Origin of the sequence: Vibrio mexicanus, from assembly GCF_001012815.1 — a bacterium.
Classification (GTDB): Bacteria; Pseudomonadota; Gammaproteobacteria; order Enterobacterales; family Vibrionaceae; genus Vibrio; species Vibrio mexicanus.
The window spans coordinates 17,458-32,147 of the sequence record NZ_JYJP01000107.1; the positions used below are offsets into that span (position 1 = coordinate 17,458).

Annotated in this window: 11 protein-coding genes and 2 pseudogenes; 10 read left to right on the forward strand and 3 right to left on the reverse strand. The window is 45.2% G+C overall.

Features of this window, described 5'->3' with window-relative positions:
• Nucleotides 1-464: 464 nt before the first annotated feature.
• A pseudogene (uvrD, locus tag UA76_RS16010) lies at nt 465-2,637 on the reverse strand (DNA helicase II).
• 256 nt (nt 2,638-2,893) lie between these two features.
• Between uvrD and UA76_RS16015 the strand changes: the two are divergent.
• From UA76_RS16015 to UA76_RS16030, 4 genes and pseudogenes are all read left to right on the forward strand, one after another.
• Nucleotides 2,894-3,154, forward strand: coding sequence for a BufA1 family periplasmic bufferin-type metallophore (locus UA76_RS16015; protein ID WP_047048205.1), 261 nt, complete (start codon nt 2,894-2,896; stop codon nt 3,152-3,154).
• 77 nt (nt 3,155-3,231) lie between these two features.
• The gene (bufB, locus tag UA76_RS16020; RefSeq protein WP_047048209.1) at nt 3,232-4,122 is read left to right on the forward strand and encodes an MNIO family bufferin maturase; all 891 of its coding nucleotides are present in this window, start codon (nt 3,232-3,234) and stop codon (nt 4,120-4,122) included.
• A 29-nt stretch (nt 4,123-4,151) separates the two neighbouring features.
• The gene (locus tag UA76_RS16025; protein ID WP_047048228.1) at nt 4,152-4,910 is read left to right on the forward strand and encodes an HvfC/BufC N-terminal domain-containing protein; all 759 of its coding nucleotides are present in this window, start codon (nt 4,152-4,154) and stop codon (nt 4,908-4,910) included.
• A gap of 24 nt (nt 4,911-4,934) precedes the next feature.
• Nucleotides 4,935-5,407 (forward strand): annotated as a pseudogene (locus tag UA76_RS16030) (DoxX family protein).
• 125 nt (nt 5,408-5,532) lie between these two features.
• On the opposite strand, the gene prlC reads toward UA76_RS16030, so the two are convergent.
• Nucleotides 5,533-7,575 (reverse strand): oligopeptidase A, encoded by a 2,043-nt coding sequence (gene prlC, locus UA76_RS16035; protein WP_047048211.1) that lies wholly within the window; start codon nt 7,573-7,575, stop codon nt 5,533-5,535.
• Nucleotides 7,576-7,758: 183 nt separating this feature from the next.
• On the opposite strand from prlC, the gene UA76_RS16040 reads away from it, so the two are divergent.
• The 6 genes from UA76_RS16040 to UA76_RS16065 all read left to right on the forward strand — a co-directional run bounded on the left by UA76_RS16040 (nt 7,759) and on the right by UA76_RS16065 (nt 13,862).
• The gene (locus UA76_RS16040) at nt 7,759-8,598 is read left to right on the forward strand and encodes a 23S rRNA (adenine(2030)-N(6))-methyltransferase RlmJ (RefSeq protein ID WP_047048214.1); all 840 of its coding nucleotides are present in this window, start codon (nt 7,759-7,761) and stop codon (nt 8,596-8,598) included.
• A gap of 161 nt (nt 8,599-8,759) precedes the next feature.
• Nucleotides 8,760-9,458, forward strand: a complete 699-nt coding sequence (locus UA76_RS16045; protein ID WP_047048217.1) for a glutathione S-transferase family protein — start codon at nt 8,760-8,762, stop codon at nt 9,456-9,458.
• 220 nt (nt 9,459-9,678) lie between these two features.
• Nucleotides 9,679-11,034: a glutathione-disulfide reductase gene (gene gorA, locus UA76_RS16050; RefSeq protein ID WP_047048219.1), complete on the forward strand. Its 1,356-nt coding sequence runs from the start codon at nt 9,679-9,681 to the stop codon at nt 11,032-11,034.
• 227 nt (nt 11,035-11,261) lie between these two features.
• Nucleotides 11,262-13,019, forward strand: coding sequence for an S-type pyocin domain-containing protein (locus UA76_RS23705; protein ID WP_157617651.1), 1,758 nt, complete (start codon nt 11,262-11,264; stop codon nt 13,017-13,019).
• A 53-nt stretch (nt 13,020-13,072) separates the two neighbouring features.
• On the forward strand, nt 13,073-13,426 hold the full coding sequence (locus UA76_RS16060; protein ID WP_157617652.1) for a hypothetical protein: 354 nt from the start codon (nt 13,073-13,075) through the stop codon (nt 13,424-13,426).
• Nucleotides 13,427-13,568: 142 nt separating this feature from the next.
• Nucleotides 13,569-13,862 carry a hypothetical protein gene (locus tag UA76_RS16065; protein WP_047048222.1) on the forward strand — a complete coding sequence of 98 codons (294 nt, stop codon included), beginning with the start codon at nt 13,569-13,571 and terminating at the stop codon, nt 13,860-13,862.
• 569 nt (nt 13,863-14,431) lie between these two features.
• Here the strand turns inward: UA76_RS16065 and UA76_RS24845 are convergent.
• Nucleotides 14,432-14,690: hypothetical protein (locus tag UA76_RS24845; RefSeq protein WP_238322325.1), on the reverse strand; the 259-nt coding region annotated here is incomplete at its 5' end.

Here is a 14,690-nt window from a genome sequence, read left to right on the forward strand (position 1 = left end):
TGAATGTTCGGCACGGATAGCGAATTGGACATTGAATGGACGCAATAGTAACTAGGATGGTTACTACTAAGGAAAGACAATGGACACCTCAGGATGAGGCAAGGACTTAACATCAGGATGATGTCAGGGACACCGCTCAAGGAACAAGTGAAGTGCGCTAACGAGGATTGTTAGCAGACCAGGATAAGGTCACTAGGACACCGCTAGGATAGCGACGTAAGGATTATGCTGAAGGATTACAGCACACTATCATGGATTAGATGCATGGAGCACCTATAGTAGCCGGATTGCTGCGAGTAAGACTATAACCCCGATGGGCGTAAGCCCTCGGGGTTTTTCTTTTCTGGCTAGCCATTAGCTCCCCAACAAAATCGACTAGCAATATGGCTAAAGCCACTCACCCAACTCTAGAATCAAAAAGAGCAGCTCTTAGGCTGCTCTTTTACTTTATTCAGTTAAACTCATTATAGCTTTTCTAATTTGGCATAAGCGGTCACTAACCACTTAATGCCTTCGCCATTAAAGGCGACTTGCACTCGGCCTTGTGGGCCACTGCCTTCAAAGTTGATAATCGTACCTTCACCAAACTTAGGGTGTTGAACTCGAGAACCAAGTGCAAAGCCTGTCTCATTAAAGTTCTCTTTCACCGTAGTTTGACTAAAACGACCACTGCTTGCTGGCGGCTCACTTGCGCTTTCATACGCACTTCGTCTAGGCAACCTTCAGGTAACTCACGAATAAAGCGTGATGGCTTATGGTATTTGTCTTGTCCGTATAGGCGGCGCATCTCTGCATAAGTGATGAACAGCTTCTCTTTAGCGCGGGTCATTCCCACATAACACAGACGTCGCTCTTCTTCTAAACGCCCCGCTTCTTCCGCAGACATCTGGCTTGGGAACATGCCCTCTTCCACACCGACCATAAAGACAAGTGGGAACTCCAAACCTTTCGCACTGTGCAAAGTCATGAGCTGAACCGCATCTTCAAACTCATCCGCCTGACCTTCACCGGATTCCAGCGCAGCATGAGTCAAGAATGCCGTCAGCAGCGTCATCTCTTCGGCTTCTTCTGGCTTCTCGAACTGGCGAGTCGCCGTTACCAGTTCTTCCAAGTTCTCAATACGAGCTTTCGACTTCTCACCTTTCTCTTGCTCATACATCGCAAACAAACCCGAGTACTTGATCACGTGGTCAGTTTGCTCAAATAGAGCATTTCAGCAGTGTCATCTTCCATCGCGTTGATAAGCTCAACAAAACGGCTCAATGCCCCTGCTGCACGGCCAGCCAATACTTGCTCATCCAGCAAGGCGAGACTTGCTTGCCACATCGTCGCGCCGCGATCACGGGCTGCAAATCGGATAGTCTCTAACGTCTTATCGCCCAGACCACGCGTTGGGGTATTGACTACACGTTCAAAGGCCGCATCGTCGTTACGATTTGCCATCAAACGCAGATAGCTCAGCGCATCTTTGATCTCCTGACGTTCGAAGAATCGCATGCCACCATAAATACGATACGGTAGGCCTGATTGAATCAGGGCTTCTTCCAATACACGCGACTGAGCGTTGTTTCGATACAGCATCGCGGCATCTTCCAAAGAGCCGCCTTTCTCTTGCCACTCTTTGATTTTGTTAACGGTAAAGCGCGCTTCATCCAGCTCGTTGTACGCTGAGTAAACTGAGATCGGCTCACCTTCTTTACCATCGGTCCAAAGCTCTTTACCCATGCGCTCAGTGTTGTTGGCAATCAAGGCGTTAGACGCTTCAAGAATGGTTTTGGTTGAGCGGTAATTCTGCTCCAAACGGATAGTATTTACACTAGGAAACTCAAGGGTAAACTTCTCGATGTTTTCCACTTTCGCACCGCGCCAACCATAGATCGACTGGTCGTCATCACCTACGATCATCACGTGACAATCTGGCCCTGCCATCATACGCAGCCATGCGTATTGGATGTTGTTGGTATCTTGGAATTCGTCCACCAGAATATGCTTAAAGCGCGCTTGGTAGTGTTCACGAATGTGCTTTTTCTCTCGCAGTAGCTCATGAGCACGCAGCAAGATTTCGGCAAAATCGACCAAACCAGCACGGTCACACGCCTCTTGATACGCGGTATAAATTTGCAGATACGTTTTGGTAATTGGGTCATGGTAAGCGTCGATGTGCGATGGACGTAATCCCTCATCTTTCTTACCGTTGATCCACCAAGCCGCTTGTTTGGCTGGCCACTGTTTCTCGTCGAGGTTTTGCGCTTTAATCAAACGACGAAGCAGACGAATCTGATCATCTGTATCAATGATTTGGAAATCTTCTGGCAGCTTAGCATCAAGGTAATGAGCACGGAGAATACGATGGCAAATGCCGTGGAAAGTACCATTCCACATACCTGATGCACTGCCCATCATCAGCTCTTCAATACGGCCACGCATTTCGGCGGCAGCTTTGTTGGTGAAGGTCACCGACATGATCGAAAAAGGCGACGCCTGTTCTACCGACATCAACCACGCAATTCGATGAACAAGTACTCGAGTTTTACCACTCCCCGCACCGGCTAGTACAAGCAAATTTTCTAATGGTGCGGCCACTGCCTCACGCTGTTTATCGTTAAGACCATCAATTAAGAAGGAGGGATCGATCATGACTAAAGCTACTGGTTATTTATACATAATTATTGATTATAACCCAAACCGAGCAGCGATATCAGACCAAAAAGAGCAAAAAATCTTCACCTTTTTATCCATTAAAAATCATAAGGTTATATAGGTTATGGTGAGTTTATTTGTAGAAAATATGATTTTTTTGAAAGATTTCCGATTGCTTCTCTATCCTTTTAATTAAGCAACTCATTGAGAGAGTTGCCTAATAAAACTATCAATTCAGTCTGAGGGAATCACTATGAAAAAGTCTAATCTTGCTGTTACTGCTGCTATCACAGGTCTTGTTGCTCTAGGCGGCACTATGCTTACCGCTGCTCCAGCAGTCGCAATGGATAAAGAGAAGTGCTACGGCGTCTCAAAAGCAGGTAAAAACGATTGTGCGACGAAATCTAGCTCATGTGCAGGTACAGCAAAAGAAGATAATCAAAAAGATGCGTTTGTTGTTGTTCCTAAAGGCCTATGTGGCAAGTTAACTGGCGGCAGCACTGAGTCAGCTTAATCAAACTTTGTTCTCGGAGCGACGTGCTCAACACCAGCTCCGAGAACGCCTTTCAAGCCACAAGATAGGAAAACCCTGTGAACCAACACCAGAAAGTCGGAATCGGACTCCGCACTCCTCATCTAGATTTCTTCACTAACCAAGCACCGCAAGTAAGCTGGTTAGAGATCCACAGTGAGAACTACTTCCAACCTTACTCCGATACAAGAAAGCGCCTAAACTCGATAGCTAATCATCATCAAATCAGTTGTCACGGCATTGGGTTATCATTGGGCAGTGTGTCTCGAATCAGCCAATCTCACCTGTCTAACCTTAAACAGTTAATCACTGAAATAGACCCTATCTTTGTTTCCGACCACTTAAGCTGGAGTGAACACGGCGGCCACTATTTCAATGATTTACTTCCACTTCCATACACTGAAGAAGCACTTGATGTGTTCTGCCGCAATGTGCTTGAAGTCGAAGACAGCCTGCAGCGACCAATGCTAATTGAGAACCCATCTAGCTACTTAGCATTCAACCATTCCACCATTCCGGAGTGGGAGTTCTTGAGCCAGGTACAAAAGCGCACCGATTGTCGTTTGCTGCTCGACCTCAACAATATCCACGTTTCAGCCTTCAATCACGGCTTTAGTAGTGAAGCCTATCTCAATGCGATTGACGCTGACAAAGTTGACGAAATTCACTTGGCAGGCTTCACTATAAAACAGTTAGAGCAAGGTGAAATTTGGATAGATACTCACAGTCAGCGTGTCAGCGATGAGGTTTGGCAGCTCTATTCAAATTGGGTAGCGAAACACGGTGAAAGGCACACGCTTATCGAATGGGATTTAGATATTCCCGAGCCAGAAGTGCTACTGGAAGAGGCGTCAAAAGCGACCACGATTCTCAATCAGTTTTGTAAACCCGAGCTAGAAACCGCAACTCGAGAAGCAGCTGCCCAGTTAAGTACTAAGGAAGCATCATGAGTCAGTCTCTTGTTACCACCAATACGGACATGCCTTTGGCCAAACTGCAGCAGCAGTTTGCACAAGCGTTGCACTATGAGGCAAGCGGTGAGTCTTGCGATATTGTGGCTGACCATTTCTCAAGTGAAGAACGAATTCAGATCTACCGAAACAATTTTATTATCAGCCTGTCAGAAGTGCTGCAAGCCACATACCCTATGGTCGAAGCTCTACTCGGATGCGAATGCTTTGAACAGATAGCGCGTCAGCATGTATTGAAGAATCCGTTACTTGAAGGCGATGTCACTCATTATGGAGAAGGGTTTGATCAAACCATCGAACTATTTCCTGCTGTAATAGAGGCTGCGCCCTACTCACCCGAGGTGGCAAAGTTCGAATGGCTGATGGACTGTGTAAACCAAACTGTCGCCGAACAAACTTTCAAGCCTAATTGGAAACCCATGGCTGCGCTCGCTTCTATTGCCGCCGAAGAACACCCTAACGTCTGCTTGCATTTACATCATGGTGTTACGCCTGTTAGTTCTCCTTATGCGGTGATCACATTAAAACAGGCAATTGAGAGCAACGACTTCAGCCAGCTCGACGTTGAAATGCCGCAATATGGCGTGCTGGTACCTAAGCCAGATGGCAGCACATGGCAAGCCGTACTCTCTGAAGAAGAGTATCAGTTACTGCAAGAGATTCGATGTGGCACAAAGCTACAAAACGTCTCCGAATCTCTACTGCCCCATTTAAACAAGATGATTGAGCTAGGAATTGTCGCTGGATTTACCGTGAGTCAGGCGTAAGCCCTGAACCACTAAGGACAAATTATGAATTCGAACACACCATCGACCACGAGTCATACCTTACTAAGCAAATACGACACGCTCATATCCACCTTCAAACTGGGTTCATTCCACTCTTGCTGCTGTTCTGCCGTTTGTGGGTTGCGTGGGTGTTCTTTAATTCTGGGCTGACTAAAATTGCCAGTTGGGATAGCACGCTGTTTCTATTCGAGTACGAATATCAGGTACCGATTCTGCCATGGGAAATGGCTGCATATATGGGGACGGCCGCCGAGCTTATCTTGCCTGTTTTCCTCGCACTAGGGCTGTTAACTCGACCAATGGCTGCCATTCTGTTTATGTTTAACATTATCGCAGTAGTCTCTTACCCGCTACTGTGGGAAAAAGGTTTCTATGACCACCAGCTTTGGGGATTAATGATCTTAATTGTCATTGTCTGGGGACCTGGGCTCGTATCTGCCGATCATTGGCTGAGAAACAAAATGACCAACGACTAATGCGATTTAATTCAAAATCAACGAGTCTTGTTAGTGCAGTAATTTAGTTTAAAAACAACAAACCCACCAAAAGGTGGGTTTGTTTTTATATAAGAGGATTAGGGCCTGTTGACCTTTCGAGCTAATTAAGCTTGAATCCCCGAGTGACGCAGCAGCGCATCGATTTGTGGCTCGCGACCTCGGAAGCGTTTGAATAGCTCCATCGGTTCTTCACTGCCACCCATCTCTAGAACATTATTCAGGAAGCTCTTACCGGTTTCCGTATTGAAGATACCTTCCTCTTCAAAGCGCGAGAACGCATCTGAAGACAAGACTTCTGCCCATAAGTAGCTGTAGTACCCTGCACTGTAACCACCCGCAAAGATATGGCTGAAGCTGTGCGAGAAGCGGTTCCACTCAAGGCTTGGCAGTACCGCGACTTTGGCTTTCACATCTGCCAGTGTCTCAAGCACTTTCGGCCCAACCTCTGGGTCGTAGTTAGTGTGTAGAGTGAAATCAAACAAACCAAACTCTAGCTGGCGAAGAATGAACATCGCAGATTGGAAGTTCTTCGCAGCAAGCATCTTATCAAGCATGGCTTTCGGCAGAGGTTCGCCAGTTTCGTAGTGACCCGAGATAAACGCTAGCGCTTCCTCTTCCCAACACCAGTTTTCTAAGAACTGACTTGGCAGCTCAACCGCATCCCAAGGCACACCGTTAATACCAGAAACCGCGCCAGCATCCACTTGCGTGAGCATGTGGTGAATACCGTGGCCGAACTCATGGAATAGCGTCACAACTTCATCATGCGTAAATAGCGCTGGCTTGTCACCGACTGGACGGTTGAAGTTACACGTTAGGTACGCTACCGGAGTTTGCAGCTCGCTAGACTGGGTAATACGACGACCACGGCAATCATCCATCCACGCGCCACCACGTTTGTGCTCACGTGCGTACAGGTCTAGATAGAAGCTACCACGTAGCTGGCCTTCGGCATCAAAGATGTCAAAAAATCGTACCGACTCATGCCAAGTATCCACGCCGCTGCGCTCTTCTACCTTCATACCAAATACGCGGTTAAGCACTTCAAATAGGCCACTTACCGCTTTTGATTCAGGGAAGTAAGGACGAAGCTCTTCATCAGAGATTTCAAACAAGTGCTGTTTTTGTTTTTCACTGTAGTAAGCGATATCCCACAACTCTAACGCATCTACACCGAACTCTGCTTTGGCAAACTGGCGCAACTGCTCAACTTCTTTCTCACCTTGTGGTTTGGCCTTGGTTGCCAAGTCGTTTAGGAAGCCCAGTACTTGGTCTGTGGTTTCCGCCATCTTAGTCGCCAGAGACTTCTCGCTGTAGGTATTAAAACCTAGAATACGCGCAATCTCATGACGCAGTTTCAACTGCTCTGCAATCAGCTCTGAGTTATCCCATTTACCTGCATTCGGACCACGATCTGACGCGCGAGTCACATACGCTTCGTAAAGCTCTTTACGCAGTTCTTGGTTTTCACAGTAAGTCATCACTGGCAGGTAAGACGGAATATCCAACGTCAACAAGTAACCATCTAGCTCTTTCGCTTCTGCTGCTGCTTTGGCTGCCGCTAGCGCTGACTCTGGCATGCCTGCCAACTGTTCTACGTCGGTCACTTGCTTTGTCCAACCCATGGTTGCATCCAACACATTGTTAGAGAACTGAGAGCCTAGCTCTGACATGCGTTTGCTGATTTCACCGTAGCGATGCTGCTCATCTGCAGGCAAGCCGATACCTGAAAGCTCAAAATCGCGCAATGCATCGGTAATGGTTTTCTTCTGTGCTTGGGTCAGCTCGGCAAAATTATCACTCGCTTTAATGCTCTTGTACGCATCAAACAGGCCTTTATGTTGCCCTACCCAAGTACCGTACTCTGATAGCAATGGTAAGCAACTTTCGTATGCTTCACGCAGCTCATCACTGTTCACTACTGAATTCATATGGCTCACAGGTGACCATAAGCGACTCAAGCGATCATCCGCTTCTTCAATCGGTGAAACTAGGTTATCCCAGCTTGGATTGGTATTGTCTTTGAGAGATTGTTCAATCTGCGCGCGGCAATCAGCAATCGCTTGTTCTACCGCAGGCTTAACGTGTTCTGGTTTAATTTGTGAAAACGGAGGGAGATCAGTAAAGGTCAGAAGCGGATTCGACATAGAGCGTTCCTTGTTGTTAGACAAAGCCAACTGGCGAAAATAACGTGCCGTTATCTTTGATAATATTTCTCGGTCTTAAATAGTAAATATAGGTAGGTTCAGCATTTTTCAATAGTGGCGTATAATCAAAGCTACTTTATATGCCCTATATCTTCGCCTTTCATGGCGATCTGAGAGATTGATTTGCTAAGTTACCGTCACAGCTTTCACGCTGGCAACCATGCCGATGTAGTGAAACACATTGTTCAGAGCCTGATCCTCAATGCGCTGCAGCAAAAAGACAAGCCGTTCGTGTATCACGATACGCACTCTGGCGTAGGCCGATACGACCTCACCCATGAATGGTCAGAGAAAACCGGCGAATACAAGCAAGGCATTGCGCGTATTTGGCAGCAAAAAGATATCCCAGAAGAGATTCAGAGCTACCTAGAATCTATCCGTGTACTCAACAATGGTGACAACCTACGTTACTACCCAGGTTCGCCACGTGTTGCGCGTGCACATCTGCGTAAGCAAGATCGCATGGTTCTGACCGAGCTGCACCCAAGTGATTACCCTTTACTTGAGCAAGAGTTTCATCGTGACCGTCAGGTTTCTATCTATAAAGAAGATGGTTTCCAACGTTTGAAAGCCAGCTTACCACCGAAAGAGCGTCGTGGTTTAGTATTAATCGACCCACCCTATGAGCTAGCGAAAGAGTATCGCGATGTCGTCACTGCCATTGCGCAGAGCCATAAACGTTGGGCAACGGGAATTTACGCCATTTGGTACCCAGTGGTTAACCGCTGTGACATCGAAGATATGATTGAAGGCCTTGAGGGTTTAGGCATTCGAAAAATCCTGCAAATAGAGCTTGGCGTATCACCAGATACCAACGAACGTGGCATGACGGCCTCTGGCATGATTGTGATTAACCCACCATGGAAGCTAGAAAGCCAGATGAACGAGATTCTACCATTCTTAAAAGAGGCCATTGCTCCAGCAACAGGCCACTTCAAAGTAGAGTGGATTGTTCCAGAATAAGCTAATTATTTAACTATTCTTTTTTAAGGCGTAATTTATTGAAATTACGCCTTATTTTATCTCTATTTTCTAATCTCAAACTTTTTTCGATTATTTTTCGTCTTTCTGAATCTTGCTGCGTCTTAGTTAGTGTAAATACCAACACTATTCAGGAAATAGAAATGATTAAAATTGTTAGCTTCAAAATCTGCCCATTTGTTCAACGCGTCACTGCCGCACTTGAAGCCAAAAAGATCCCTTACGAAATTGAATACATCGAGCTAAAAAACAAACCTCAATGGTTCCTAGATATTTCGCCAAACGGGCAAGTGCCAATCCTAATCACAGAATCTGGGAAGACACTGTTTGAGTCTGATGCGATTACCGAGTACATCGAAGACGAATTTGGCCCGTTAGAGCAAGGGGTAACCAATGAGCAGCGTGCACTTGACCGAGCATGGAGCTACCTAGGTTCAAAACACTATTTAGCACAATGTGGAACCATGAGCAGCAAAGACAAAGCTACTTTTGATGAGCGTGCAGCCAAACTGTTTAAGGCGTTCGAAAAGGCCGAAAAGCAGTTGTCAGGCAACACCAAGTTCTTTAAATCAGACAACTTAAGTAATGTCGATATGGCATGGTTGCCACTGCTCCATCGAGCGGCTTTGGTAAAAGCACATTCGGGCTATGATTTCTTCTGCGGCTTGCCAAAAATGCAGGCATGGCAAGAGAGCATAATGGCAACAGGTTTGGTCGAAAAAACCGTTTCGGATGACTTCAATGAGAAGTTTTCTAACTTCTACCTCACCAATACTTATGTTGGCGAAGGCAAAGACATTCAGCAACAAGGTGGCTGTGGATCATCAAGCTGCTGCGGGTAAGTTGATTGCAATTTGTATAGAGGGCGAATATCGCCCTCTTTCTATTTTGCCTTCAAATAATAGCGGCTATCGATGAAGCTTTTTCCTATCTAGGAAAGTTGCTAAACTCGTTAGCGAAAAGGACAAGGAAGTGTACGCCGATATCCGTGTGTTGAGTTCATACTTACTCAACCCCATATAGTGTGTATGCTCATAAAAATTAATAAGCTCGGAGAAAGTCATGGCGACTCATTTTGATTACATCTGCATCGGTGGCGGCTCAGGCGGCATCGCATCAGCAAACCGCGCGGCAATGTACGGCGCAAAAGTAGCACTCATCGAAGCACAAGACCTTGGTGGTACGTGTGTAAACGTAGGTTGTGTCCCTAAGAAAGTGATGTGGCACGGTGCTCAAATCGCTGAAGCAATGAACCTTTACGCTGAAGACTACGGCTTCGATGTCGATGTAAAAGGCTTTGACTGGAGCAAACTGGTCGAGAGCCGCCAAGCTTACATTGGCCGTATCCACCAGTCTTACGATCGCGTACTGGGTAACAACAAAGTAAACGTAATCAAAGGTTTTGCTAAGTTCGTAGACGAAAAAACTGTTGAAGTAAACGGCGAGCACTACACAGCCGATCACATCCTAATTGCAGTCGGCGGCCGCCCTACCATTCCAAACATCCCAGGCGCGGAATACGGTATCGACTCTAACGGCTTCTTCGAGCTAAACGAGCAACCAAAACGTGTTGCTGTTATCGGTGCAGGTTACATCGCGGTTGAAATCGCAGGCGTACTTAGCGCGCTAGGTACAGAAACTCACCTGTTCTGCCGTAAAGAATCACCACTACGTAGCTTCGATCCAATGATCATCGAAACGCTAGTTGAAGTGATGGAAGCGGAAGGCCCAACACTGCACACGCACTCAGTGCCAAAAGAAGTGGTTAAAGAAGCCGATGGCAGCCTAACGCTTCACCTAGAAAACGGTAACACACAAAACGTTGACCAGCTTATCTGGGCGATCGGTCGTCACCCAGCAACGGATGCAATCAACCTTGCATCGACTGGCGTTGAAACTAACGATCGCGGCTACATCAAAGTCGACGAGTTCCAAGCGACTAACGTACCTGGCATCTACTGTGTGGGCGACATCATGGAAGGCGGTATCGAGCTAACACCAGTGGCAGTTAAAGCCGGTCGTCAGTTATCAGAGCGTTTATTCAATGGCAAGACCAACGCGAAAATGGACTACAACCTAGTGCCAACCGTTGTGTTCAGCCACCCACCAATCGGTACTATCGGCCTGACTACGCAAGAAGCGGAAGAGAAATACGGCAAAGACAACGTGAAGGTTTACACGTCTGGCTTTACTGCGATGTACACCGCAGTAACTAAGCACCGTCAACCATGTAAGATGAAGCTTGTGTGTGCTGGCGAAGAAGAGACAGTAGTTGGTCTACACGGCATCGGTTTCACCGTAGACGAAATGATTCAAGGCTTCGGCGTTGCAATGAAGATGGGTGCAACCAAAGCAGACTTCGACTCTGTTGTGGCAATTCACCCAACAGGCTCGGAAGAGTTCGTTACCATGCGCTAGTGAATATGCGCTAATCAAGCAAGAATCGTGCTTAAACAGCAGCGAAACGCTTAAAATGAAAGGGCTCTTTGAAAAGAGCCCTTTTTTAACATACTCATTTGGATACTAAACAAAAAAACAACCAGATAAACCTTTGAATTATTGCACTTTCACTAGTATTTCAGTGAGAAAGCCACTCACACTTGATGATAAAGTGTTCGCATCATTAATGATGCCGAAGCGGTACTATGACTAACGAAGATAGCATTTTCCCACCAAATTCTATGGGGTATAATTCTCCGAGCAGAATCCTCCCTGTCGGAAGCGAAGATCCAATCTATCAGCAAGCAACCAGAGAGAGTTATTTTCCTATATGGTCCATTGCTTATGACAATGAGATAGGAAGTGCACAAGGAATCACCCCTCCTATAACAAACGCAGTCGATACTCGCCCAAAGTCGCTATCTAGCACCAGTAGCGGCACTGACTCGCTACCTTTAGATTCTTCATCAAATGAACTTTCAAAAACCTTAAAAGATTTTTCTGAGTATTTTGGTTCTGATACTGACAAGTCCTTCGCTGCAAACATCCTTTCTTCAGCAGACACCACCATGCCTTTACCTTTAAGCCAGTTTGGTGAAGTAGCAGTGCTTACATCAGGAAAAAGCTCCGACTTTAAACACCGATTTTCAAAAATGGAGCCGGAAAGCGAACTCAAAATCATGCAAGGAACCAGCTCTGCTGAGTTGATGCTTAGGCCCCTAGGTGGCTGGCATGTTAGCCACAATGATGAAGAAGTTTTGCCCGCATGGTGTTTGATGTTCAGCGCTATTGGCATGAAAGCTGAACACTTAATCGACAATAGTGATTTCATTAAACTTTCAACCGTCAATACCGACCTAAAACTAAGACTTCAAATTAACAATAGACGGGAGGATGTCATTGGTTTTCATCGAAAAGATGCACCACTCCCCGTTGTTATCGCTGAAACTGAATCGACTGATGACTCCAGTACGCTAGTTGCAACTCTTCCAAGCGGGTTAGTTATAAAATGGAATGGCCATGACAATGAAGGGCCTTTATTTGAGGGTAGCCAGGCACGAAACTTTACCAACCTACGAAATAACAAGGTTCTACCTGTGGGTAGCAGCACTCAGAACCTTGATGGGTTATCAGATGCAGACGTGGAAGAAGTGGTCGTAGTATTCCCAACTCAGCCTTTACTAGATCCAATATACCTTGTTTTGCCAACATTCAAGGAACAGGCAAAATTCGAAATTGACCCTCGAAACATGTTTTGGCCACCATACAACCCATTGGCTAAAGGTGAGGACAAATGGATAAATGTTGAATACACCTCTCCAATTACGAGTATCGCCGTTTTATCCTTGGAGGAAGCACAAGAGTTTTATGCTAACCTCGGCGGAAAAGACACTGTTGGCAATACTAAAAACTTCGCAGATCTTACCAAAGGAAGTGTTGAAGCATATAACACAGCAAAAGGGCTTGGCGGCCTTGGTGTCAAAGCTTCAACTAAAAATATCAACGGTAAAGATTGGGTCATTATTCGAGATTTCCGTCGCCATCAACAAACTTTGATGAAAGGCAATAAATGGGGAGCCAACAATCCGAGAGTTGTCCAAGCAGGATTGGGGTTAAACGACCTTAAAGGAGCTGCCCGCTATGCTAAACATCACGTAAAATTTAATGCCGGAATTGAAGTTGCGTTTGCTGTAGGTATCAATGCGGCCGATTACATTTTGCGAGATGAAGCCACACTGGCTGAGTTTGTTGGTAACTCTGCGGGCGATATAGCGAAAGGGTTTATAACGCTTGCTGGAGCAACATTGATTACCGCTACAGTACCCGCAACAGTAGGGGTTTTAGTTACGGGTCTGATTTTTACTGGTGTTTCTTTTGCTCTTGGTAAAGCATTGGATTCAATAGACAACAATAAAGGTTATTCTAAAGAAATGACAAAAGCACTAGAGAAATACTTTCAATGAACATAGTCCGGCTAGTTGTATATACCCTTGTCACACTACTCGCTTTTTACCAAGTGAGCGACCAGGTAGTTACCGCTTTTTCCAACGAAGATATAGTCAAGATTGATGGATTAATTAATATTTGGGCAAGTAATGCTATGTTATTAATTTTCCCATACCTAGCTCTCTATGTTGTTAAGGAGCAGTTTAAGCTACCCCTACCTATTGGGGAAATAAATAAAGTTGGTGTGGTGTTACTGATCATTGTCGCCCCTTTGCTTTCTCTTGGACTCTACAGTCAGGCAAAATCAAATGTCACTAGTTATATCGAATGTTCAGAACAACGCACTTTCACAAGCCGATATTCAAGCCGAACCTACGCGATTAGTGAAGATATGTGCTTAACGTTAGTTGAAGAAAGCTCATAGATATAAGGGGGACTTTTCCTCAAAAACGGGGCGATTTAAGTCTGGAAAACTATTTTCCAGACTTCCATTTTTTTCAAAAAAAGTGCAGTTTTTTGTATTTTCCGGAAAAGCCTCCCTACAAAAGCTACTGAGGAATTATTTAATGATTAGTGTTTTAGCAAGGCTCTTATTTTTACCAATTATCATTTATTGGCTTGGCAAAATGAGTTTAGAACTGGCATCTATCGCTTTTGAGGCGTCAAGCGTAGTTAAAGTGGATGGGTTACTCAATATTGCCGGCGTTTATGGGATGCTGTTGGTTACTTGTTATCTTTTTGTTTGGTGGTTAAACCAGCTCATTAAAAACGCATTACCTGTCGGTGACTTCAGTAAGGTAACTGGTTTTTTGCTACTAGTAGTCACTCCATTAGCAACAACAGTTACGTACCAAGCATAAAATCGAATATCTCTCATTACGTCGAGTGTAAAGAACAACGTTCTTTTTCAAGTCGATATTCAAGCCGCACTTATGCTATTAGTGAAGAAGTATGCTTAACGCTAACTGAAGAAACTTATTCAAACTAAAGAACCGTTTTCTATGTTCCTAGCTAGAGCACTATTATTCTTGTCAGCCTCATGCCTAGCATTATGGCTTGTCTCTGATAATTTAGAAGCTGCATTTCTTTCACTGCCTGTTATTGAAATTCCTGGTTTACTGAATGTCTGGGGTAGCTACTCAATGTTACTTATCTGTCCCTACTTAGTGCTCCATGTAGTTAAAGATGAATTCAATCTTTCTTTACCGATTGGGGAAATCAATAGAGTAGGAATCGTGCTTATGGTTATTTTGGCTCCCCTATTAGCATTGGGAACTTACAGTAAGGCAAAATCAAATGTCGCTAGTTATATCGAATGTTCAGAACAACGCACTTTCACAAGCCGATATTCAAGCCGAACCTACGCGATTAGTGAAGATATATGCTCAACGTTAGTTGAAGAAAGCTCATAGCTCTAAGGGGGCTTTCCTCAAAAAACGGGGCGATTTGAGTCTGGAAAAAGTGTTTTCCAGACTTCCATTTTCTTTAAAAAAAGTGCAATTTTTTTCATTTTCTGGAAAAGCGTCCCGCGTCGTCGCCTAGCAAAGGTTTCCAGAGAAGTTCCAGAGTGGGATATAAAGGGTATATCGTTACCATGCGCTAGTGAATATGCGCTAATCAAGCGACAATCGCACTTCAAAAGCAGCGAAACGCTTAGATTGAAAGGGCTCTTTGAAAAGCTGTCTCTT

Coding starts and splice junctions, on each gene's coding strand:
- UA76_RS16015 (WP_047048205.1), top strand. CDS start 2,894: ATGAAAAAGTCTAATCTTGCTGTTACTGCTGCTATCACAGGTCTTGTT.
- UA76_RS16025 (WP_047048228.1), top strand. CDS start 4,152: ATGCCTTTGGCCAAACTGCAGCAGCAGTTTGCACAAGCGTTGCACTAT.
- prlC (WP_047048211.1), bottom strand. CDS start 7,575: ATGTCGAATCCGCTTCTGACCTTTACTGATCTCCCTCCGTTTTCACAA.
- UA76_RS16045 (WP_047048217.1), top strand. CDS start 8,760: ATGATTAAAATTGTTAGCTTCAAAATCTGCCCATTTGTTCAACGCGTC.
- gorA (WP_047048219.1), top strand. CDS start 9,679: ATGGCGACTCATTTTGATTACATCTGCATCGGTGGCGGCTCAGGCGGC.
- UA76_RS23705 (WP_157617651.1), top strand. CDS start 11,262: ATGACTAACGAAGATAGCATTTTCCCACCAAATTCTATGGGGTATAAT.
- UA76_RS16065 (WP_047048222.1), top strand. CDS start 13,569: ATGATTAGTGTTTTAGCAAGGCTCTTATTTTTACCAATTATCATTTAT.